This window comes from Pseudomonas sp. IT-P218 (assembly GCF_949767605.1).
GTDB lineage: Bacteria > Pseudomonadota > Gammaproteobacteria > Pseudomonadales > Pseudomonadaceae > Aquipseudomonas > Aquipseudomonas putida_AE.
This window is the reverse complement of sequence record NZ_CATKQQ010000044.1, coordinates 335,527-357,527: the sequence shown is the minus strand read 5'-3', so window position 1 is coordinate 357,527 and position 22,001 is coordinate 335,527. Positions and strand designations below refer to the sequence as shown.

Below are 22,001 nucleotides of genomic sequence, written 5' to 3'. Positions count from 1 at the left end.
CGGTGTGTCAGTCCACATTGATGTTGAATCTGATGGCCCCTTCGCGAGCAAGCCCGCTCCCACATTGTTCGGTGTAAACCATCGGCCCTGCTTAACCCTCATCCCCCTCATCATCATCCCCACCATCAACCTTCATCCCCAGCTCCTTGATCTTGCGAGTCAGGGTGTTGCGCCCCCAGCCCAGCAGCACGGCGGCATCCCGGCGGCGGCCGGCGGTGTGCTTGAGGGCGGTTTCGATCATGATCCGCTCGAAGGTCGGCACCGCACTGTCCAGCAGGCTGGACTGACCGCGAGCCAGGGCCTGGTCGGCCCATTGGCGCAGCGCCTGTTCCCAGTTGGTCACCGGCGCCGAATCCTGCGGAAGGCTCAGCAGCTCCGGTGGCAGGTCGCCGATGTGCACTTCGCGACCCGAAGCCATCACGGTGATCCAGCGGCAGGTGTTCTCCAGCTGGCGAACGTTGCCCGGCCACGGCAGGTTCTTCAGGTATTCCTCGGTTTCGCTCTTCAGCAGTTTCGGCTCGACGGCCAGTTCCTGCGCGGCGCGGCTGAGGAAATGCTTGGCCAGGGTCGGGATGTCTTCGCGACGGTCCGACAGGCGCGGTATGTGGATGCGGATCACGTTGAGGCGGTGGAACAGGTCTTCACGGAATTTCCCGGCATGCACCAGGGTTTCCAGGTTCTGGTGCGTCGCGGCGATGATCCGCACATCGACTTTGACCGGGACGTGACCCCCGACACGGTAGAACTCGCCGTCGGCCAGTACGCGCAGCAAACGGGTCTGGGTGTCGGCCGGCATGTCGCCGATTTCATCAAGAAACAGCGTACCGCCATCGGCCTGCTCGAAACGCCCGCGACGCAGGTTGGCCGCGCCAGTGAAGGCGCCTTTCTCATGGCCGAACAGCTCGGATTCCATCAGGTCTTTTGGGATCGCCGCCATGTTCAGTGCAATGAACGGCGAAGCCGCGCGTGGACTGTGGCGGTGCAGGGCGTGGGCCACCAGTTCTTTACCGGTACCCGATTCGCCGTTGATCAGCACGGTGATGTTGGAATGGCTCAGGCGCCCGATGGCGCGAAACACTTCCTGCATCGCCGGCGCTTCGCCGATGATTTCCGGGGTGCGGGTCAATGCGACCGGGACTTCCAGGCCTTGCTGTTCCTGGGCGTGCTGGTTGGCGCGCTTGACCAGCGAGACCGCCTCGTCGACATCGAACGGCTTGGGCAGGTATTCGAATGCGCCGCCCTGATAGGACGCGACAGCGCTGTCCAGATCGGAGTGCGCGGTCATGATGATCACTGGCAGCCGTGGGTGTTGCTCGCGAATCCGCGCCAGGAGGTCCAGGCCGCTGGCACCGGGCATGCGGATGTCGGAGATGATCACGTCCGGCTGCTGGCGCGCCAGGCGGCTCATCACGCCATCGGCGCTGTCGAAGCTTTGCGTGGTCATGCCTTCCTGCTGCAAGGCTTTTTCCAGGACCCAACGGATAGAACGGTCGTCATCGACGATCCACACGGTTTCACTACGGCTCATGTCGATGTGGCTCCTTGTTCCAGTGGCAGAAAGATCGAGAACGTGGTGTGGCCGGGGTGGCTGTCACATTCGATCAAGCCCTGGTGCTGGCTGATGATGTTCTGGGTAATGGCCAGGCCGAGTCCGGTACCGTCCGGACGGCCGCTGACCATGGGGAAGAAGATGGTTTCCTGAAGATCCGCAGGAATGCCCGGACCGTTGTCGATGATTTCGATCTTGGTCACCAGGCGGTGGCGCACATGACCAATGGTGAACTGGCGCATGGCCCTGGTGCGCAGTGTGATGCGGCCCAGACGCAACTCGTTCTGGCTGCTGATGGCCTGCATCGCATTGCGCACGATATTCAGCACGGCCTGGATCATTTGTTCACGATCGATCAGGACGTCAGGAATGCTCGGGTCGTAGTCGCGCACCAGCGTGATGCAGCCCTGGCTTTCGGCCTCGACCAGATGGCAAACACGCTCCAGCACCTCGTGAATGTTGCACATGGCCAGCGATGGCAATTTGTTCGAGCCGAGCATGCGATCGACCAGGTTGCGCAGGCGATCGGCCTCTTCAATGATGACATTGGTGTAGTCGCGCAGGCTTTCTTCCGGCAGCTCGCGGGCCAGCAGCTGCGCCGCGCCGCGGATACCACCCAGCGGATTCTTGATTTCATGGGCCAGGCCGCGCACCAGCATCTTGCTGGTTTCCTGCTTCGACAGCTGGGCTTCTTCCTTGGTGATGCGCAGCAAGCGGTCGCGGGGATGGACTTCGAGCAGGAGCAGGGTATCGCCATTGCTCAGGATCGGCGTTACCGCGTAATCGACCGTCAGGGTCTGGCCGGTGAGGGCGGTGAGCATGGCTTCGCGCTTGGTGAACGGATGCGCCTGCTGCACCGCCTGGCGCAATGAATTGAGCGCCTCGGTGGATTCGGTGAACAGCTCGCTGATGAACTGCCCATGGCTGCGCTGGCCGCTGATGGCCAGGAGCATTTCCGCCGCGGGGTTCATGTACTCAAGGCGCAGTTCGGCGTTGAGCAGAATGGTGGCGGTGGTCAGGTTGTCGAGAAGCAAGCGATGCAGTGCGTCACTGATGGTCATTCAGGACCTCTTTTGGAGCAGGGCGCGCGCATGAATAAAGCGCTGATACGAGGAAAATGCAAAAACCAAACCAAGGCTCCGAAAAGAAGCGTTTAACCCCTGAAACGGGTGTTTAACGCTCGATTGCGTGGCGTTCTGCCAGCTTCAGCGGGTAATTTCGAACCAAAATGGGCTGCAATGTGCGCGGGGTGCAACCATTCGCACCAATATAGTGCGCAAGCCGGGACAAGGTAAGAAGTCCTTCAGCGCTTGTGCACCCGCTGCACGGTGAAGGTGACGGTAGGGCTTTGCTGCACGATGGTTTCGCCGCTGACGACCTGCACGGCGAGGCTGTGCAGGCCACGGTCGATGTTCACCAGTTGCAGGCTCGGTACGTTGCTGGGTTGGCCATAAGGCTGGTTATCCAGCAACAGCTGCAGTAGATGCGGGCCTTGCAGGCGCGGTTCGATCAGTACGTTGACGGTGAAGGTGCCGTTGTTGGCGCGCAGGGCTTCGGTGGTGGGCAGGCCCGTGAGTTCCAGTACGTTGTAGGCGATCCTGGGCTGATCTTGCGACTGGGTGGGGGTGGGAGGTGCTTGCGTGGGCTGGGGCTGAGCGCGATTGAGCGGTGGCAGTTCGACCGGCTGCGCGGTGACGCCATCGGGTGGTTGATTGCTATACGCCGTGTTGCCCTGGGCGTCGGTGTACTTGTAGATCTGCGCTGTGGCGGGCAGGGCGATCAGCAGCAGGATTAGGAGAAAGCCACGAGGCATGAAATCGACCGGAAGCGAAAGCGTTGGAGTGCAGCATAGGTCAGGGGGGTGGTTGTCCCAAGTGAATCAAGATCAAAAGATCGCAGCCTTCGGCAGCTCCTACTATGGGAATGGCGTGCACCCTGTAGGAGCTGCCGCAGGCTGCGATCTTTTGACTCATGAAAAAGGCCTCCCGAAGGAGGCCTCTTTTTTGTCACGCCGCGTGTCGCAGCGCTACCGGATCAGCAGCTGTAGTACAGCTCGTATTCCAGTGGGTGTACGAAGGTACGTACCTTGATTTCTTCTTCGCTTTTCAGGGCGATGTAAGCGTCGATGAAGTCGTCGCTGAAAACGCCGCCTTTGGTCAGGAACGCACGACCTTTGTCCAGCTCTTCCAGGGCTTCTTTCAGGCTGCCGCAAACTTGTGGGATCTCTTTCGCCTCTTCAGGCGGCAGGTCATACAGGTTTTTGTCAGCTGCATCGCCAGGGTGGATCTTGTTCTGGATGCCGTCCAGGCCGGCCATCAGCAGTGCGGCGAAGCACAGGTACGGGTTGGCAGCCGGATCCGGGAAGCGAGCTTCGATACGGCGGGCTTTCGGGCTCGACACGTAAGGAATACGGATCGAAGCGGAACGGTTGCGAGCCGAGTAGGCCAGCATTACCGGTGCTTCGAAGCCTGGAACCAGACGCTTGTAGGAGTTGGTAGCCGGGTTGGTGAAGCCGTTCAGGGCCTTACCGTGCTTGATGATGCCGCCAATGAAGTACAGGGCGGTATCGGACAGGCCGGCATAACCTTCGCCAGCGAAAGTGTTCTTGCCTTCTTTCCAGATGGACATGTGCACGTGCATGCCCGAGCCGTTGTCGCCGTACAGCGGCTTAGGCATGAAGGTAGCGGTGCGACCGTAGGCGTCGGCAACGTTGTGCACGACGTACTTCAGGGTTTGGGTTTCGTCGGCTTTCTTCACCAGGGTGTTGAATTTGACGCCGATTTCGTTCTGGCCGGCAGTTGCCACTTCGTGGTGGTGAACTTCGACGGTCAGGCCCATTTCTTCCAGTGCGTTGCACATGGAGGTACGGATTTCGTGGTCGTGGTCGAACGGTGGAACCGGGAAGTAGCCGCCTTTGACGCCTGGACGGTGGCCCTTGTTGCCGCCTTCGATGTCCTGGTCGGACATCCAGGAACCTTGTTCGGAGTAGATCTTGAACATGGAGCCGGAAATGTCGGACTTGAACTTCACCTGGTCGAAGATGAAGAACTCTGGCTCTGGACCGGCGAACACGGTGTCACCGATACCGGTGGATTTCAGGTGCTCTTCGGCGCGCTTGGCGATCGCGCGTGGGTCGCGGTCGTAGCCTTGCATGCTCGAAGGCTCGATGATGTCGCAGACCAGGATCAGGGTCGGCTCTTCGGTGAACGGGTCCAGGACAGCGGTGGAGTCGTCTGGCATCAGGATCATGTCGGAGGCTTCGATGCCTTTCCAGCCAGCGATGGACGAACCGTCGAACATCTTGCCGACTTCGAAGAAGTCATCATCCAGCGCGTCGCGAGCCGGCATGGTCACGTGGTGCTGAGTGCCTTTGGTGTCCGTGAAGCGCAGATCAATCCACTTGACGTCATGATCTTTAATGAGTTGAACCGACTTCGACATAGTGTCCTCCGGGTGGCTTAGGGCTGGTAGTGGATGCCCTTAATAGTTGGTGATGCCGGCGCGAATACTCTGCCAAGGCAACCTGCCTCACAAGGGAGCAAATTGCATGCCAGTGCCCCACCATGGGTTTTTTGCCCCAAATTCACGCCTGTCAGGCGGAAAAGCACATTAAAGCGTAATAATGCGCCCTACAATGTGGCGTTCATTTCAATAAATGACCTGTTTTGGTGCGCTAAAAACCTTCTGCACATTAACTGGTTAAACCTTGAGCAATTTCCGCTATAATCCGCGCCCCCCTTTTTCGGCAGGCCCTGCGCGCGCTGTTTCCATGAAATTAATCGTAAAAGTCTTTCCCGAGATCACCATCAAGAGCCGCCCGGTACGGATGCGTTTCATCCGTCAGTTGGCCAAGAACATCCGTGCCGTGCTCCGTGACCTGGACCCGGCTGTGGTGGTGAACGGTGTGTGGGACAATCTCGAGCTGGAAACCCGCGTCAGCGAGCCCAAGGCCCTGAAGGAGATGGGCGAGCGCCTGAGCTGCATGCCGGGCATCGCGCATTTCCTGCAGATCGACGAGTACCCGCTGGGTGACTTCGATGACATCGTCGAGAAGTGCAAGCAGCACTACGGCGATGCACTGGCTGGCAAGATTTTTTCGGTACGTTGCAAGCGCGCCGGCAAGCATCCATTCAGCTCGATCGATATCGAGAAATATGTCGGCAGCCAGTTACGCCGCCAGTGCGGTGCCGCCGGAATCGACCTGAAAAAGCCTGAAATCGAAGTTCGTATCGAAGTTCGCGACCAACGGTTGTTCGTGATCCACAGCCAGCACAATGGCATCGGCGGTTATCCGCTGGGTGCGCTGGAGCAGACGCTGGTGCTGATGTCCGGTGGTTTCGACTCCACCGTCGCGGCCTACCAGATCATGCGCCGCGGCCTGATGGCGCATTTCTGCTTCTTCAACCTGGGCGGCCGTGCCCACGAATTGGGCGTCATGGAAGTCGCGCATTTCATCTGGAAGAAGTACGGCAGCTCGCAACGCGTGTTATTTGTCAGTGTGCCGTTCGAGGAAGTGCTGGGAGAAATTCTCGGAAAAGTCGATAACAGTCATATGGGCGTAGTATTGAAGCGTATGATGTTGCGCGCTTCCTCGCAGATTGCCGACCGATTGCACATCGAGGCACTGGTCACCGGTGAGGCGATCTCCCAGGTATCGAGCCAGACGCTGCCGAACCTGTCCGTGATCGACTGCGTAACCGACAAGCTGGTCTTGCGTCCGCTGATCGCCAGTCACAAGCAGGACATCATCGACCTGGCCAACGAAATCGGCACCGCCGACTTCGCCAGGCACATGCCGGAATACTGCGGGGTCATCTCGGTGAACCCCAAGACCGCTGCCAAGCGCTATCGCGTGGAGCACGAAGAGAAAGAGTTCGACATGGCAGTCCTCGAGCGTGCACTCGAGAACGCCAAACTGGTACCGATCGATCGCGTGATCGACGAATTGGGCCAGGATCTGCAAATTGAAGAAGTCAGCGAAGCGCTGGCCGGTCAGATCGTCATCGATATCCGTCACCCGGATGCCGCTGAAGACGACCCGCTGGACCTCGCTGGCATCGAGGTACAAACGATGCCGTTTTATGCACTGAACGCTCGTTTCAAGGAACTGGACCCTACTCGCCAGTACCTGCTTTATTGCGACAAAGGCGTGATGAGTCGCCTGCATGCCCACCATTTGCTCAGTGAGGGGCATGCCAATGTGCGCGTTTATCGACCGAGCTAAGTGCCCGGGGCTGTTTGCCTGTGGCTTGCGTCACCGGCCCCCCGACGCCGCCGTCAAGCTGTAACGGCAAGGCCTGACTCTACTGTAAATCGCTGCCAAGACTTGTCAGCGCACCGAATCCTCTGATCGAGATACACAAGTGATCGAAAATCTACGCAACATCGCCATCATTGCTCACGTTGACCATGGTAAAACCACCCTGGTAGACAAACTCCTGCGTCAATCCGGCACCCTGGAGCGCAACGAGCTCAACGACGAGCGCGTGATGGACTCCAACGACCAGGAAAAAGAGCGCGGTATTACCATTCTGGCGAAAAACACCGCCATCAACTGGAACGGCTACCACATCAACATCGTGGACACCCCGGGCCACGCCGACTTCGGCGGCGAAGTTGAACGCGTAATGTCGATGGTCGACTCCGTTCTGCTGCTGGTTGACGCTCAAGACGGCCCTATGCCGCAAACCCGTTTCGTGACCAAGAAGGCTTTCGAAGCCGGCCTGCGTCCAATCGTGGTCATCAACAAGGTTGACCGTCCAGGCGCGCGTCCGGACTGGGTTCTGGACCAGATCTTCGACCTGTTCGACAACCTGGGTGCCACCGAAGAACAGCTGGACTTCCAAGTCGTCTACGCCTCGGCCCTGAACGGTATTGCCGGTCTGGACCACACCGCAATGGCTGAAGACATGACCCCGCTGTACCAAGCGGTCGTCGACCACGTTCCGCCGCCGAAAGTCGACCGTGACGGTCCGTTCCAGATGCAGATCTCCGCACTGGACTACAACAGCTTCCTGGGTGTTATCGGTGTTGGCCGTATCGCTCGTGGTCGCGTCAAGCCGAACACCCCGGTTGTCGCTATCAGCGCCGACGGCAAGAAGCGTAACGGTCGCATCCTGAAGCTGATGGGTCACCACGGTTTGCACCGTATCGACGTTGAAGAAGCGGCTGCCGGCGACATCGTGTGCATCAGCGGTATGGACGAGTTGTTCATCTCCGACACCCTGTGCCAGCTGGACACCCCAGAAGCGATGAAGCCTCTGACCGTTGACGAGCCAACCGTTTCCATGACCTTCCAGGTAAACGACTCGCCATTCTGCGGTAAAGAAGGCAAGTTCGTGACCTCCCGTAACATCAAGGATCGTCTGGACAAAGAGCTGCTGTACAACGTTGCCCTGAAAGTTGAAGAAGGCGACACCGCTGACAAGTTCAAGGTTTCCGGCCGTGGTGAGCTGCACCTCTCGGTACTGATCGAAACCATGCGTCGCGAAGGCTTCGAGCTGGCCCTGGGCCGTCCGGAAGTGATCATCCGTGAAGTCGACGGCGTGAAGCAGGAACCGTTCGAAAACGTGACCATCGACATCCCTGAAGAATCCCAGGGCAAGGTCATGGAAGAGATGGGTCTGCGTAAGGGTGACCTGAGCAACATGGTGCCGGATGGCAAAGGCCGTGTTCGCCTGGAATACAACATCCCTGCTCGTGGTCTGATCGGTTTCCGTAACCAGTTCCTGACCCTGACCAACGGTGCCGGCATCCTGACCTCGATCTTCGATCGCTACGACACCGTCAAGTCGGGCCACATGTCCGGCCGTCAGAACGGCGTTCTGGTTTCGGTTGAAACCGGCAAGGCACTGACCTACTCGCTGGAAACCCTGCAGGCTCGTGGCAAGCTGTTCGTAGAACACGGCCAGGAGATCTACAACGGTCAAATCGTTGGTCAGAACAGCCGCGACAACGACCTGGGTGTAAACCCAACCAAAGGCAAGAAGCTCGACAACATGCGTGCTTCGGGTAAAGACGAAACCATCGCTCTGGTTCCACCTGTTCGCTTCACCCTGGAACAGGCTCTGGAATACATCCAGGAAGACGAGCTGTGCGAAGTAACGCCTAAGTCCATCCGTCTTCGCAAGAAGATCCTGGACGAAAGCGAGCGTACCCGCGCTGCCAAGAAAGCCAAGGCATAAGATTTAGCCCAGGCTGAACGAAAACGCCCCCGGTCGAGAGATCGGGGGCGTTTTTATTTGTCTGCAATTTAGGGGGTGTTTGTGCTGGCCCCTTCGCTGGCAAGCCAGCTCCTACAGGGTTTCGTGTCGTGCGCTTTGTAGGAGCTGGCTTGCCAGCGAAGGCGGCCGATCAGCCACCGCCAAAATCAGAGATGATCAGAACCGCTCAATCGACCGTGAACTGGTTTCACGCACCACTTCTTTCGGCTTGTAAGCGCAATACCCCGGCCGCGGGCCGATTTTCGGGTGGTTACGGCAAGTATCCGGGCGCTTATCATAAATAGTGCACAGACGACTCTTACGATCCAGGTACAGGCAATCGTTGTTGCTCATGCGCTGGAGGGTGAAGATTCCTGACTTCTGATTGAAGCGCTCGACCAGACCTTCCTTTTGCAGGCGTTTGGCGATGTTCTTCGGTGGATCACCCAGCTCGAACTCATCGACCACGCCGATGCGGATCAGATCCTTGATCTTGACCTCGACGGGCAGGGTGCAGCAGCTGGACATGCACGAGCCGCACATCGGGGCAGAGTACTTGGCCCAGGTATCGAGTCGGTCGATCTCCGCGGCGGCGATCAGGTTGGGCTTCATCATCGGTTGTTACCAGCGTGTGCATCAGGGCGCGCGATCATACCGGGACTGGTGGATTTTTGAACAACCTTTCGCCAGTTTTTTTTCGCGAGCATCCAGTTGCACCGTTAATCCGGCACGGCCCCTGCATTGATTCAGGCACATGACAATGTATTGCCGGCTTGACGCGCATTAACAGGAAAAACTGCCGAACCAGAGTCTATACCGTCTGTCAGACCGTCTAGTCTCAGACAATTCCAAGCTCGCTCGAGGTCCTATCGATGACTCAAGAACCACTTGTTCGCGAAGCAGAGGTGGCCGCATTCCGCGACGCCGTCTTGACCAAACTCACCTACGCGGTGGGCAAAGACCCGGATCACGCCTTCGACCATGACTGGTTCGAAGCCATTGCCCTGGCAGCGCGTGATCACATGGTCGAGCACTGGATGGACCACACTCGGCAGATCTACCGCAAAGGACAGAAGCGGGTTTATTACCTCTCCCTGGAATTCCTCATCGGCCGGCTGCTCTACGACAGCCTGAGCAATCTCGGCCTGCTCGACGTCGCGCGCGAAGCCCTGACCGAACTCGGCGTCGACCTTGAACGCATTCGCTTGCTGGAGCCCGATGCGGCTTTGGGTAACGGTGGCCTCGGGCGACTGGCAGCGTGCTTCATGGAAAGCATGTCGACCCTGGGCATCGCCGGTCACGGTTACGGCATTCGTTACGAACACGGCTTGTTCCGTCAGGCCGTCGTCGACGGCTGGCAACAGGAGCAGACCGAACACTGGCTGGATTTCGGCAACCCCTGGGAGTTCGAGCGGCCGGAAGTGGTTTACACGATCGGCTTTGGCGGCGGTGTCGAGACCGTGACCGATGAAGCCGGCAAGTCCAAGCAGGTCTGGCACCCGGCGGAAACCGTGCGAGCCATTGCCTATGACACGCCGGTGGTCGGTTGGCGCGGGGCGAGCGTGAACACGTTGCGGCTGTGGCGCGCACGGGCCATGGAGGATTTGCACCTGGAACGCTTCAATGCCGGTGACCACCTGGGTGCGGTGGCCGAAGTGGCCCGGGCCGAAAGTATCTCGCGGGTACTCTACCCGGCGGACAGCACCGAGGCGGGGCAGGAACTGCGGTTGCGCCAGGAATACTTCTTCGTCGCCGCGTCCCTGCAGGATTTGCTGCGTCGCCATCGCAACATGCACACCTCGGTGCTGACCCTGGGCGATCACGCGGCGATCCAGCTCAACGACACCCACCCCTCGATCGCCGTGGCCGAGTTGATGCGCCAATTGGTCGATGTCTACGACGTGGCATGGGATGCGGCGTGGCAGGTCACGGTCGACACGCTGTCCTACACCAACCACACCTTGCTGCCCGAAGCGCTGGAAACCTGGCCGGTGGGTTTGATGGAGCGCATGCTGCCACGGCACATGCAGATCATTTATCTGATCAACGCCCAGCATATCGACTCGTTGCGGGCCAAGGGCATCCACGATTTCGACGTGCTGCGCGCGGTGAGTCTGATCGAGGAAGACAACGGCCGCCGCGTGCGCATGGGCAACCTGGCGTTCCTCGGCTCCCACAGTGTCAACGGCGTATCGGCCTTGCACACGCAACTGATGCGCAAGACGGTGTTCTCCGAGCTGCACAAGCTCTATCCGCAGCGGATCAACAACAAGACCAACGGCATCACGTTCCGCCGCTGGCTGTACCAGGCCAACCCGGAACTGACCTCGATGCTGGTCGATGCCCTCGGCCCGGACCTGCTGGACAATCCCGAGGAGCGCTTGCTCGAGCTGCAGCCGTTCGCCGACAAGCCGGCGTTCCGCAAGGCGTTTGCCGAACAGCGCTTGCACAGCAAAAAGGCCCTGGCCTACCTGATTCATGAACGCTTGGGGGTGGCGGTCAACCCGGCGGCGATGTTCGACGTGCAGGTCAAGCGGATCCACGAATACAAGCGCCAGCTGCTCAACCTGATGCACACCGTGGCGTTGTACCAGGCGATCCGTGCGGAACCGGAAATCGACTGGGTACCGCGGGTGAAGATCTTCGCCGGTAAAGCGGCGGCCAGTTATCACCAGGCCAAGCTGATCATCAAGCTGACCAACGACATCGCCCGGGTGGTGAACAACGACCCGACCGTACGCGGGTTGCTCAAGGTCGTGTTCCTGCCCAACTACAACGTCAGCCTGGCGGAGAGCATCATTCCGGCCGCTGACCTGTCCGAGCAGATATCTACCGCCGGCTTTGAGGCCTCGGGCACCAGCAACATGAAATTCGGCCTCAACGGTGCATTGACCATCGGCACGCTGGACGGTGCCAACGTGGAGATGTCCGAGCGTATCGGCGTCGAGAACATGTTCATCTTTGGTCTTAGCGCCCAGCAGGTTGAAGCGCGCAAGCAGAACCACGAATTCAGCGCGGTGCCGGACATTGCCGGGTCCCATCGACTCAACGATGTGCTGCAAGCCATTCGCGGCGGGGTGTTCTCGCCGGACGATCTGTCCCGTTACACCGGGTTGATCGATTCGCTGGTTGAGTATGACCGCTTCCTGGTCTGTGCCGATTTCGATTCCTACTGGAATGCGCAAATGCGCGTCGAAGCCCTTTGGCACGATTCCCAGGAATGGTGGCGCTCGGCGGTGTTGAACACCTCGCGCATGGGCTGGTTTTCGTCCGACCGGACGATTCGCGAGTACGCCACGGAAATCTGGAAGGCCTTGGAGTAACGCTGCCAGCGGTTCGATATACTGACGGCTGCAAAAGATCGCAGCCTTCGGCAGCTCCTACAGCTAGGGGTTGCCGGGGGCTGCGATCTTTTTTGGAGCTGGCTGCGCTAATCTTCCTGGATTGCGCTTAGGGATATCGACCATGCAATGGATGTTCATGCTTGTGGGCCTGGTGCTCGGCTGGATACTCGACGAGTCGTTCAGCGATGCGTTGCTGGGCGCGCTGCTCGGACTGGGTATCGGCCAGGCCGTTCACATCGGCAGGCTGGGATCGCAGGCCAACGAGCAACGCCGTCTATTTGAGCAGGCGCAACTTGCACTGCAGGCGGTCGAGCAACGCTTGGCCATGCTGGAATCCACTGGGGTCAAGGCGCCTGAATCCAGCGCAGCCGTTCCAGCTCCCGACATTGTTGTCGCTCAAGCCCCCGCCGAAACCCCGGAGCTGATCTGGGAGCTGCCGCCTGACCTTGAACCGGTCGCGACAGCGCAGCCCTTCGACGCCTGGAAATCAGCGCCCGCCAAGCCCTCTGAAACCAACCTCATCGAGCGCGCCGTCAACGCTACACGTGCGTGGCTGTTGGGCGGCAATACCGTGCTGCGGGTCGGTGTGCTGCTGTTGTTCCTCGGCCTGGCCTTCCTGCTGCGCTACGCCACCGAGGGAATCGTGGTACCGATTGAGTTGCGCTACGCCGGTGTCGCGGCTGCTGCATTGGGCTTGCTCGGCCTCGGCTGGTGGCTGCGAACGCGTAACAGCGCTTACGCCTTGATTTTGCAAGGCGCCGGCATCGCCGTGCTGTACCTGACAGTATTTGCCGCCATGCGCCTGCATCCGTTGCTCGACCCCTCGGCAGCGTTCGGCCTGTTGGTGGCGGTGACGGTGTTTTCGGCGATTCTCGCCATTACCCAGGATGCCCTGGGCCTGGCTGCCGCCGCGGCGCTGGGTGGATTCGCCGCGCCCCTGCTGGTGTCCACGGGTGCCGGTAGCCACGTCGCGCTGTTCAGCTATTTCGCCTTGCTCAACGCCGGCATCCTTGTCATCGCCTGGTTCAAGGCCTGGCGCTTGCTGAATGTCATCGGCTTCACCGGCACCTTCAGTATCGGGGTCGCCTGGGGCTTGCGCTCTTATACGCCAGAGTTGCTCTGGAGCACCGAGCCGTTCCTGATTCTGTTCTTCGTGATGTACCTGGCCATCGGCTTGTTGTTCACTCGGCGAAAACTGCTGCAAATGAGCGACGCGCCCGAGGATGACGGCCGTGAAGCGCTGTTGCTCTGGTCTGCGCGCAAGGGTGACTACGTTGACGGCACGCTGCTGTTCGGTCCGCCGTTGATGGGCTTTGGGCTGCAGTTCGCCCTGGTTCAGCATCTGGAATTCGCCGCCGCGTTCAGCGCCTTGGCCTTGGGCCTGATCTATATGGGCCTGGCACGACTGCTGATGCCTGGTCGAGCGTTGCTGCTGGGGGAAACCTGTCTGGCCCTGGGCGTGATTTTCACCAGCCTGGCGATTCCGTTGGGGCTCGATGCGCGCTGGACCACAGCCGCGTGGGCGGTGGAAGGCGCGGGTATCTGCTGGCTCGGCCTGCGTCAGCAACGGCCAGTGGCCCGGGCCTTTGCCTTGCTGCTGCAACTGGGTGCGGCGCTGGCATTTCTAAGCGAGTTGGGTCGCGCAGAAACCAGTCTGATCAGCGGCGTGCCTTTGGGCGCGTTGTTGCTCGGCGGCGCGCTGCTGTTCAGTTTCTACCAGTTGCGCAAAGCGTCGCCCGAGCAAACGCAGGCGTGGGAGCGCAAGGGCTTGCCGGTGCTCGCCTGTCTCGGCCTGACGTTCCTGTATCTGCTGGCGCCGCTGTTCTTCTTCAGCCATGGCACGACGATCAGTTGGGCATTGGCCGGATTGGTGACGTTGTGGGTCGGCCTGCGCCTGCCATCACGCACGTTCCTGTTCACCGCGGTTGCCGTACAGCTGCTGGCAGGTGGGTTATTCCTGTTTACCGGGCCACCCCTCAGTGATGAGCTGCGGCCGTTGGCCCATGGCGGATTCTGGGCGCCGCTGGTGTTGGGGCTGTCTGCGTTGGTCGGAGCCTGGCGATTACAGCTCGGTAACTCCACCAAGGCGCCAGACGGATTGAACGTGCAGCGTTTGTCCCGGGTCGGGCTAGCGTGGGGCGCGGGTTGGTGGGCGCTGGCGTGGCTCAGCGAAGTACTGCGCTTTGCACCCTTGACGCTGCAAGCGACATTACTGCTGGCTGTCGCGGCCACGAGTGTTGCGTTGTGGGCGGTGTTGGCATTGCGCTTGAAATGGCCGTCGCTCGGGCTGCTCTGCACCTTGCTGATGCCCGCTGCCGCGCTGGTGTTGCTGGCGGCCTGGCACTCGCGGTATCACCCGGCGGCCCATTTCGGTTGGCTGCTGTGGCCGACGGTGTTTGTGGTGCATTTCATTTCCCTGCGGCGCCTGGCGCCGATGCTGCCGGCGCTCGCGCTGGGTGCCGCGCATGTAGTCGGTTGCTGGTTGCTGATCGGTGTGCTGGCCCTGGAGCTGCGTTACGGCCTGCTGCAGTTGTCCGAGCAGTACAACGCCTGGCGCTGGTTGGGTTGGGCGATTCTGCCGGGCTTGTATCTGTTGTTGATGGCGTCCCCGCGTGCCTGGCCTTGGCCGGTATCGGCTTATCCGCACGAGTACCGTGTATATGCCGCCGCGCCGTTGGCACTGTTGATGCTCGGCTGGTTCTGGCTGGCTAACAGCGTCAGTGACGGCACCGCCGAGCCGCTGCCTTACGTGCCGCTGATCAACCCTCTGGAGTTGGGTTTGTTGTTCGCACTGTTCGGCGTTTACGTGTGGTCGCGTAGCGCCTTGACGCAACTGGCGATTCCCAAGGCCTACGCCGAATACGCCACGCAAGCGGTCACTGGCATGTCCCTGTTCGCATTTTTCACCGCACTGGTGATGCGCGCGGCGCACCATTGGGGCGGTGTGCCGTTCGAGCTCGACGCGTTGCTCAAGTCCATGTTGGTCCAGGCCGGCCTGTCCATCGTCTGGACCCTGATGGCGCTGGGTTTGATGATCGGCGGCCATTTGCGTCATCGCCGTGAGGTCTGGTTGATCGGTGCGGCACTGATCGGCGTGGTGGTGGCGAAACTGTTCTTTGTGGAATTGAGCAACCGTGGCGGGCTGGCGCGGATCGTGTCGTTTATCGGAGTTGGCGTGTTGCTGCTGGTGGTGGGCTATTTCGCCCCGTTGCCGCCCAGGCGCGTCGAAACCGTGGCGGACACCGAGAAACCGGCACCGCAAACCGAAGGAGTGTCGTCTTGAGTCAGAAGTTGAGCCTGGTCTGGTTGGGCGTCGTTGCAATGGGCGTGGTACTGACGGCTACTGCTCAGGAAACACCGGCGGACTTCGCCACGCAAGTGTCGTTGTCCGTGAGTGGTGAAGGTCCATGGTATCGCCTTGAGCTGCCCCTGGCCGTGCAACTGAGTGCTCGGCAGACCGACCTCAGTGATGTGCGCGTGTTCAACGCCGCTGGCGAACCGCAAGCCTATGCCCTGTCACGGGCAACCGCGCAAGCTGACGACGATCCCATGCTGACCGACGTCAAATGGTTCCCGCTGTACGACTCGGCGGACGCCACCGGGCATGCCCCGAGCGTTAAGGTGCAATCGAGCGCCAATGGCACTTTGGTCCAGGTGCAGCCCTCCACTGAGCTGGAGGTGGGCGAAGAAGCTTTGCGTGGCTGGCTTCTGGACGCCAGCGCCATCAAGGCCCCGTTGCAGCAGCTGATTCTCGACTGGACCAGTGAGCGTGATGGCTTCCAGCGGTTCAGCATCGAAGCCAGCGACGATTTGCAGCATTGGCAGTCGTGGGGCGAGGGGCAACTGGCGCGATTGACGTTTGCCGATGAGCGGGTCGAGCAGCATGAGGTCAGCCTCCCGGGGCAGTCGGCACGCTATCTGCGTTTGCTGTGGGATATGCCGCAATCGGCGCCGATACTGACATCGGCGCAACTGCAAAGTGTGCGCAACTTGCCGCTGCCGTTGGTCTGGTCATACGCGTTGGCCGGCAGCAGCGTGAAAGCGGGCGAATACACCTGGCAACTGCCGAGGGTGCTGAACGTCGAGCGTTTGCAGATCGAACTGAGCCAACCCAACAGCCTGGCGCCGGTCATCCTTTCCGGGCGTCGCGACAGCACCTTGCCGTGGCAACCGTTGAGCAGTGGCCTGCTTTATCGCCTGAACCAGAGTGGCGAGGACGTGGTGCAAAACGAATTGCAGTTGCCGGGGCAGGCCGTGCAGCTGTTGAAACTGACGGTGGACGAGCGCGGCGGTGGCCTCGGCGCGCAGGCGCCAACGGTGAAGTTCGCCGTGCGCGCGACGCAATTGGTGTTTCTGGCGCGCGGACCTGGGCCCTATACGCTGGTGCTGGGCAATGCGACGGTGAAGGCGGCGAGTCTGCCGTTGTCGACGTTGATCCCCGATTACAGCCCGGCAAAGCTGGCGACGTTGGGCCGGGCGTCGGTGGATGGCGGGGTGTCGGTTACCCCGGTGTCTACAGGGCCGGTATCGACGGGCTCCGACTGGAAGAAATTCGGCCTGTGGGCGGTGCTGCTGCTCAGTGTTTTGTTTCTGGCGACGATGGCCTTCAGTCTGCTGCGCAAGCCGCCCGCCAATCCCTGAGAATGGCTGGCGCTGCGCGCCAGTTCGCGAGCAAGCCCGCTCCCACACGGGATCTGCTTCATGACATAGATAATGAGTACGCTACAGATCAAATGTGGGAGCGGGCTTGCTCGCGAATGCGGTCTGCCAGCAGCCAAAAAATAGCGAAACCTGTGACCCATCAAAGGCTCACATTCATCCCATTTCCTACTACGCTGAACCCCGCGCATGAACTCTCTTCGGCCGATCACGTCTGATAGGAGGAAATGCGCCCCGACTCGCGTTAAACTGCGCGGGTTTTTAGTCCCCCATTCCACCGGAGCCTTCCATGTCCCGCGTTACCTTGAGTCGCTATTTGATTGAGCAGACCCGCAGCAACAACACTCCTGCCGATCTGCGCTTCCTGATCGAAGTGGTGGCGCGTGCCTGCAAGGAGATCAACCACGCCGTGTCCAAAGGCGCCCTGGGTGGCGTTCTGGGCAGCATGGGCACCGAAAACGTCCAGGGCGAAGTGCAGAAGAAGCTCGACGTGATCTCCAACGAGATCCTGCTCGAAGCCAACGAATGGGGCGGTCACCTGGCCGGCATGGCGTCCGAAGAAATGGACAATGCCTACCAGATCCCGGGCAAATACCCGAAAGGCGCCTACCTGCTGGTATTCGACCCGCTGGACGGTTCGTCGAACATCGACATCAACGCCCCGGTCGGCACCATCTTCTCGGTACTGCGTTGCCCGAACGAATACCTGAGCCAGAACGAGCCCTTGAATGAAAAGGCTTTCCTGCAGCCAGGCACCCAGCAAGTGGCCGCCGGTTACGCGATCTACGGTCCACAGACCATGTTGATCCTGACCCTGGGCGACGGCGTGAAAGGTTTCACCCTGGACCGTGAAATGGGCAGTTTCGTCCTGACCCACGAGAACATCACCATTCCTGAAGCCACCCAGGAATTCGCCATCAACGCCTCCAACCAGCGTCACTGGGAAGCCCCGGTTCAGCGCTATGTCGGCGAATTGCTGGCAGGCGATGAAGGCCCGCTGAAAAAGAACTACAACATGCGCTGGGTCGCCGCGATGGTGGCCGACGTGCACCGTATCCTGACCCGTGGCGGTCTGTTCATGTACCCACGCGACAGCCGCGAGCCCTCCAAGCCGGGCAAACTGCGCCTGATGTACGAGGCTAACCCGATGTCGTTCCTGGTGGAACAAGCGGGCGGCGCGTCCACCGACGGCCACCAGCGCATTCTCGACATCCAGCCTGAAGGCCTGCACCAGCGCGTAGCGGTGTTCCTCGGCTCGAAAGAAGAAGTCGCACGCGTGACGGCCTACCACAAGGAATAAACCATGGACGCGCCCTGGCAGCCGTTGCTCGATTGGTGGTTCGGTACAGCCGAAACAGCCAGGGCAATCGCGGCTGACAAGGGCAAGTTGTGGTTCGGCAAGCGTGACAGCCAGGACCTCGAGGCGCGTGAGCGTTTCGGGGCCCAGGTCGAGCAGGCACTGACCGGCGGATTGACCGAGTGGATGCAACGTCCCGAAGGTTGGCTGGCACTGGTGCTGTTGCTCGATCAACTCCCGCGCATGATCTTTCGCGACTCCCCCAAAGCCTTTTCCGGTGACCTGCAGGCCCAGAAACTGGTCGCCCAAGGCATTGCCGCGGATTTTGATCGGCAGTTAACACCCATTCAGCGAGTGTTCATCTACTTGGTGTTCGAGCACAGCGAGAACCTCGCGGTGCAGAACGAAGGCGTCTCGCGCTACATCGAACTGGTGGCGCAGCAGCCTGAGACTGATCGGGCCTTGTTTGCCGATTACCTGGATTTTGCCGAGCGGCATCAGAAGGTGATTGCGCAGTTTGGACGGTTTCCCCATCGCAATGCGGTGTTGGGGCGCGAGAGTTCGGCTGAGGAATTGGTGTTTCTTTCGAAACCCGGGTCGCGCTTCTAAACGCTGCCTACGGATTGTCTTGAAGCAGCCGCTTCATCAGTAATGCTGACAGACTTTTTCGCCTATCGGCAATGATATGGAAGAAGACTGTCTGTTCGCGAACCTCATAAATGACTCTTTTCATTCCTGAGAGGATCTGTCGATACTGGCTGAGATTCAGCTTCTCGATTTCTTCCGGTATCGACTGTTGCCTTCGCTGGCAAGCCAGCTCCTACAGGGATCTTTGTTGCACCGCCGATCACTGTAGGAGCTGGCTTGCCAGCGAAGGGGCCGGTGATAGTGACTTAGATCCTGAAACTACCCACCAACTGTTTAAGCCGCGCCGCCTGCTGCTCAAGATCGGCACACGCGCGCAAGGTCGACTGCAGGTTCTCCACGCCTTCCTGGTTCAGCGTATTGATCTCGGTAATGTCGACGTTGATCGACTCCACCACGGCCGTCTGCTCTTCCGTCGCCGTCGCCACGGATTGGTTCATGCCATCGATCTCGCCGATGCGCTGGGTCACGCTGCCCAGGCGCTCGCCAGCCTGGTTGGCGATGCCGACGCTGTTTTCGCTCTGGCGCTGGCTGTCGGTCATGATGATGACCGCTTCCCGGGCGCCGACTTGCAGTTCCTCGATCATCTTCTGCACTTGCTGTGCCGAGTCCTGGGTGCGGTGGGCGAGGTTGCGCACTTCGTCGGCAACCACCGCAAATCCACGTCCGGCCTCACCGGCACGAGCGGCTTCGATCGCCGCATTGAGCGCCAGCAGGTTGGTCTGCTGGGAGATGCTGGTGATTACTTCCAGAATCTGCCCGATGTTGACGGTGTTGCTGTTGAGCGTCTCGATGTTGCCGCACGAGTCGCTGATCTTGGCCGACAGCTGGTGCATGGCCGAAATGGTTTTATCCACAACCTGCTGACCCTCTTCGGCCAACGCGCGCGCATCGCTCGAATGCTGCGAGGCGAGGGCGGCGTTCTGGGCGATTTCCTGGGCGGCGGCACCGAGCTCGTTGATCGCCGCAGCCACACTACTGGTGCGCGAGGCTTGCTGGTCGGAGTTGAACATCGACGAGTTGGAGGCGGCGACAACGCGCAGGGCCACTTCGTTGACCTGGCCCGTGGCCGAAGACACTTCGCTGATCGAGGTGTGGATGCGTTCGACGAAACGGTTGAACGACAGCCCCAGTGCGCCGAATTCGTCATGGCCATGGATGGCCAGGCGTTTGGTCAGGTCGCCTTCGCCTTCGGCGATGTCGTGCATGGCACGGCCCATGGTCAGCAGCGGCTGCATCAGGAAGCTGATCAGCATGCCCAGCAAGGTGATGATGAACAGCACCGCAATCACCATGGCGATGATCGCCGAGGTGCGGAATTCGCTCAGCATCGAGAACGCGGTGTTTTGATCCAGCACCAGTGCCACGTACCAGTCTGCCGACGGCACACCGTTGACGTGGGTGAAGGAGATGAACTGGCTTTTGCCGTCGATCTCGACCTCTTTCATGCCCGGGCTGACTTTTGGCGCACCGTTGGGGTAAGCATCGCTCAGGTTCTTGAGCACCCATTTGCTGTCCGGGTGAATCAGGATCTTGCCGTCGGCGCCCACGATGAAGGCATGGCCGTGGCCGCCGAAGTTCAGCGAGTTGATGATTGCACTGACGCTGGACAGGTCGATGTCGGCGCCAGCAACGCCGATCATCTGGCCCTGGCGCTGGACCGGCGTTGCCACCGTGATCACCAGTTTGCCGGAGGAGGCGGCGATGTAGGGTTCAGTGACGATGGTCTGTTGCGCGGTGTTGGCCGCTTTGTACCAGCCGCGGGTGCGCGGGTCGTAGTCTGACGCGCGATTGCCCGCAGGGACGGAGAACATCACGCCGTCGGCGCCACCGAAGTAGCTCAGCTGGAAGTTGCCGGTGTAGGCGGGCAGGTCGATGACCCGTTTCAGGCTGGCGGGGGCATTGCCGTCGGCGCTGACCTGCTGGGCCATTGATTGCAGCAACTGCATGCGGCTTTCCAGCCAGGTCTGGATGTTGCTGGTGGTCAGGCTGCCCAGTTCCTGCATCGAAGCTTCGGTGCTGCTACGCAAGGTCTGGCGCTGGCGATAGTCGTTGAACAGGATGAAACAAGCGAATGCGACGGCCACCACGAGGGCGGCAGCCAACAGGATCTTGTGGCTGAATTTCATGTTTCTGGTCATGGGATGGGCTACCGCAGGAGATCGGGTCGACAAAAGGGGGGCAAAGGCCACGGACGTGGCTTTGCGTTGCTTGTATGTCGACTGAGCGGCGCCAAAGATTAGGCACTTTGAGCAAAAAACGACGAAATACCCGACAGCCATACGAAGCGGCTGATAATTCGTGCATAGGTAGACGAGTGGCCTGACAAATAGCCCGTCGGGCAGGGAACCAGACAGGGGTTTTCTCTTCTAAGGTTCAGCTTGGCAGTCATGCCAATCCCTTCGTCCGTGGAGTTTTACATGTCGCTGCGATCCATCGCCCTGCTGTCGTTTTGCGTGTTGCTGGCTGCGTGCAGCAAGGTCAACCAGGAAAACTACTCGAAGCTGTCGTCAGGAATGGCCAAGGCCGAGGTTGAGTCCCTGTTGGGCAAACCCGCCGATTGCTCAGGCGCGCTCGGCATGTCCAGTTGCACATGGGGCGACAAGAATAGCTTTATCAGCGTGCAGTTCGCCGGTGACAAAGTGTTGATGTTTTCCGGCCAAGGCCTGAAGTAAACCGGGGCCACGCGCCCACGGGAGAAAAACAATGAAGCGGTTATTGATCATGCTTTTTGCCGGCCTGGTGTTGGCCGGCTGTGCCAGTTCTGGCCAGGATCCGTTGGCGCCCAAGACCGTCAACAGTGTCAATCTCAAGCGCTACCAGGGTACCTGGTACGAGCTGGCGCGAATGCCGATGTACTTCCAGCGCGATTGCGCGCAATCCGAAGCCCATTACACGCTCAAGCCTGACGGTAACGTCGCGGTGTTGAATCGCTGCCTGACGGCGCAGTGGCAATGGGAAGAGGTCAAGGGCACGGCGTACCCGCAGGTACCAGGCAAGAGCGACAAGTTGTGGGTCGAGTTCGATACCTGGTTTTCCAGGCTGATTCCGGGCGTGGCGAAGGGTCAATACTGGGTGTTGTACGTCAGCGATGACTACAAGACCGCCATCGTCGGCGACCCGAGCCGTCGTTACCTGTGGCTGTTGTCGCGCACCCCGACCGTCAACGGCGTAGTGCGTGAAGAATTGCTGAGCAAGGCGCGTCAGCAGGGTTATGACACCACGCGGCTGATCTGGCGGGCGTCGGATACGCAGATGGCGAAGACCTCGAACTAAAAAGATCGCAGCCTGCGGCAGCTCCTACA

General features: G+C 60.1%; 15 protein-coding genes and 1 pseudogene. 9 read left to right on the top strand and 7 right to left on the bottom strand.

Features of this window, described 5'->3' with window-relative positions; all coding sequences use genetic code 11:
* Positions 1–91: 91 nt before the first annotated feature.
* The 4 genes from ntrC to glnA all read right to left on the bottom strand — a co-directional run bounded on the left by ntrC (position 92) and on the right by glnA (position 4,990).
* Positions 92–1,528, bottom strand: a complete 1,437-nt coding sequence (ntrC, locus tag ACM6I6_RS21965) for a nitrogen regulation protein NR(I) (protein ID WP_274075158.1) — start codon at positions 1,526–1,528, stop codon at positions 92–94.
* Entirely contained in the window at positions 1,525–2,610 is a 1,086-nt protein-coding gene (gene glnL, locus ACM6I6_RS21960) for a nitrogen regulation protein NR(II) (RefSeq protein ID WP_274075159.1), read from the bottom strand. Before glnL ends, ntrC begins: the two co-directional genes overlap by 4 nt.
* A 242-nt stretch (positions 2,611–2,852) precedes the next feature.
* Positions 2,853–3,362, bottom strand: coding sequence for a DUF4124 domain-containing protein (locus tag ACM6I6_RS21955; protein WP_323606508.1), 510 nt, complete (start codon positions 3,360–3,362; stop codon positions 2,853–2,855).
* Between the two features lie 221 nt (positions 3,363–3,583).
* Positions 3,584–4,990, bottom strand: a complete 1,407-nt coding sequence (glnA, locus tag ACM6I6_RS21950) for a glutamate--ammonia ligase (RefSeq protein WP_274075161.1) — start codon at positions 4,988–4,990, stop codon at positions 3,584–3,586.
* Between the two features lie 328 nt (positions 4,991–5,318).
* Here glnA and thiI point away from each other — a divergent pair, with 328 nt between their 5' ends.
* On the top strand, positions 5,319–6,773 hold the full coding sequence (thiI, locus tag ACM6I6_RS21945; protein ID WP_274075162.1) for a tRNA uracil 4-sulfurtransferase ThiI: 1,455 nt from the start codon (positions 5,319–5,321) through the stop codon (positions 6,771–6,773).
* Between the two features lie 139 nt (positions 6,774–6,912).
* A complete protein-coding gene (gene typA, locus ACM6I6_RS21940; RefSeq protein WP_274075163.1) occupies positions 6,913–8,733 on the top strand; it encodes a translational GTPase TypA in 1,821 nt (606 codons plus the stop codon).
* A 195-nt stretch (positions 8,734–8,928) separates the two neighbouring features.
* On the opposite strand, the gene ACM6I6_RS21935 is transcribed toward typA, so the two are convergent.
* The gene (locus ACM6I6_RS21935) at positions 8,929–9,366 is read right to left on the bottom strand and encodes a YkgJ family cysteine cluster protein (RefSeq protein WP_323606506.1); all 438 of its coding nucleotides are present in this window, start codon (positions 9,364–9,366) and stop codon (positions 8,929–8,931) included.
* A 257-nt stretch (positions 9,367–9,623) separates the two neighbouring features.
* Between ACM6I6_RS21935 and ACM6I6_RS21930 the strand changes: the two genes are divergently transcribed.
* From ACM6I6_RS21930 to ACM6I6_RS21910, 5 genes are all read left to right on the top strand, one after another.
* Positions 9,624–12,074, top strand: a complete 2,451-nt coding sequence (locus ACM6I6_RS21930) for a glycogen/starch/alpha-glucan phosphorylase (protein WP_274075165.1) — start codon at positions 9,624–9,626, stop codon at positions 12,072–12,074.
* A gap of 142 nt (positions 12,075–12,216) precedes the next feature.
* The gene (locus ACM6I6_RS21925; RefSeq protein ID WP_414920703.1) at positions 12,217–15,378 is read left to right on the top strand and encodes a DUF2339 domain-containing protein; all 3,162 of its coding nucleotides are present in this window, start codon (positions 12,217–12,219) and stop codon (positions 15,376–15,378) included.
* Positions 15,375–16,736: a DUF3999 domain-containing protein gene (locus ACM6I6_RS21920; RefSeq protein ID WP_406592341.1), complete on the top strand. Its 1,362-nt coding sequence runs from the start codon at positions 15,375–15,377 to the stop codon at positions 16,734–16,736. Before ACM6I6_RS21925 ends, ACM6I6_RS21920 begins: the two co-directional genes overlap by 4 nt.
* A gap of 307 nt (positions 16,737–17,043) precedes the next feature.
* Entirely contained in the window at positions 17,044–18,054 is a 1,011-nt protein-coding gene (locus ACM6I6_RS21915; RefSeq protein ID WP_015093094.1) for a class 1 fructose-bisphosphatase, read from the top strand.
* 3 nt (positions 18,055–18,057) lie between these two features.
* Positions 18,058–18,660 (top strand): DUF924 family protein, encoded by a 603-nt coding sequence (locus tag ACM6I6_RS21910; RefSeq protein ID WP_414920702.1) that lies wholly within the window; start codon positions 18,058–18,060, stop codon positions 18,658–18,660.
* Between the two features lie 7 nt (positions 18,661–18,667).
* Here ACM6I6_RS21910 and ACM6I6_RS21905 read toward each other — a convergent pair.
* A pseudogene (locus ACM6I6_RS21905) lies at positions 18,668–18,844 on the bottom strand (type II toxin-antitoxin system RelE/ParE family toxin); the annotation flags it as partial.
* A gap of 100 nt (positions 18,845–18,944) precedes the next feature.
* The gene (locus ACM6I6_RS21900; RefSeq protein ID WP_414920701.1) at positions 18,945–20,837 is read right to left on the bottom strand and encodes a methyl-accepting chemotaxis protein; all 1,893 of its coding nucleotides are present in this window, start codon (positions 20,835–20,837) and stop codon (positions 18,945–18,947) included.
* A 279-nt stretch (positions 20,838–21,116) separates the two neighbouring features.
* On the opposite strand from ACM6I6_RS21900, the gene ACM6I6_RS21895 reads away from it, so the two are divergent.
* Both ACM6I6_RS21895 and ACM6I6_RS21890 read left to right on the top strand, forming a co-directional pair.
* Positions 21,117–21,371, top strand: a complete 255-nt coding sequence (locus tag ACM6I6_RS21895; RefSeq protein WP_046815262.1) for a lipoprotein — start codon at positions 21,117–21,119, stop codon at positions 21,369–21,371.
* A gap of 31 nt (positions 21,372–21,402) precedes the next feature.
* Complete coding sequence (locus tag ACM6I6_RS21890; RefSeq protein ID WP_274075170.1) at positions 21,403–21,972, top strand: lipocalin family protein; 570 nt, start codon at positions 21,403–21,405, stop codon at positions 21,970–21,972.
* Positions 21,973–22,001 lie beyond the last annotated feature (29 nt).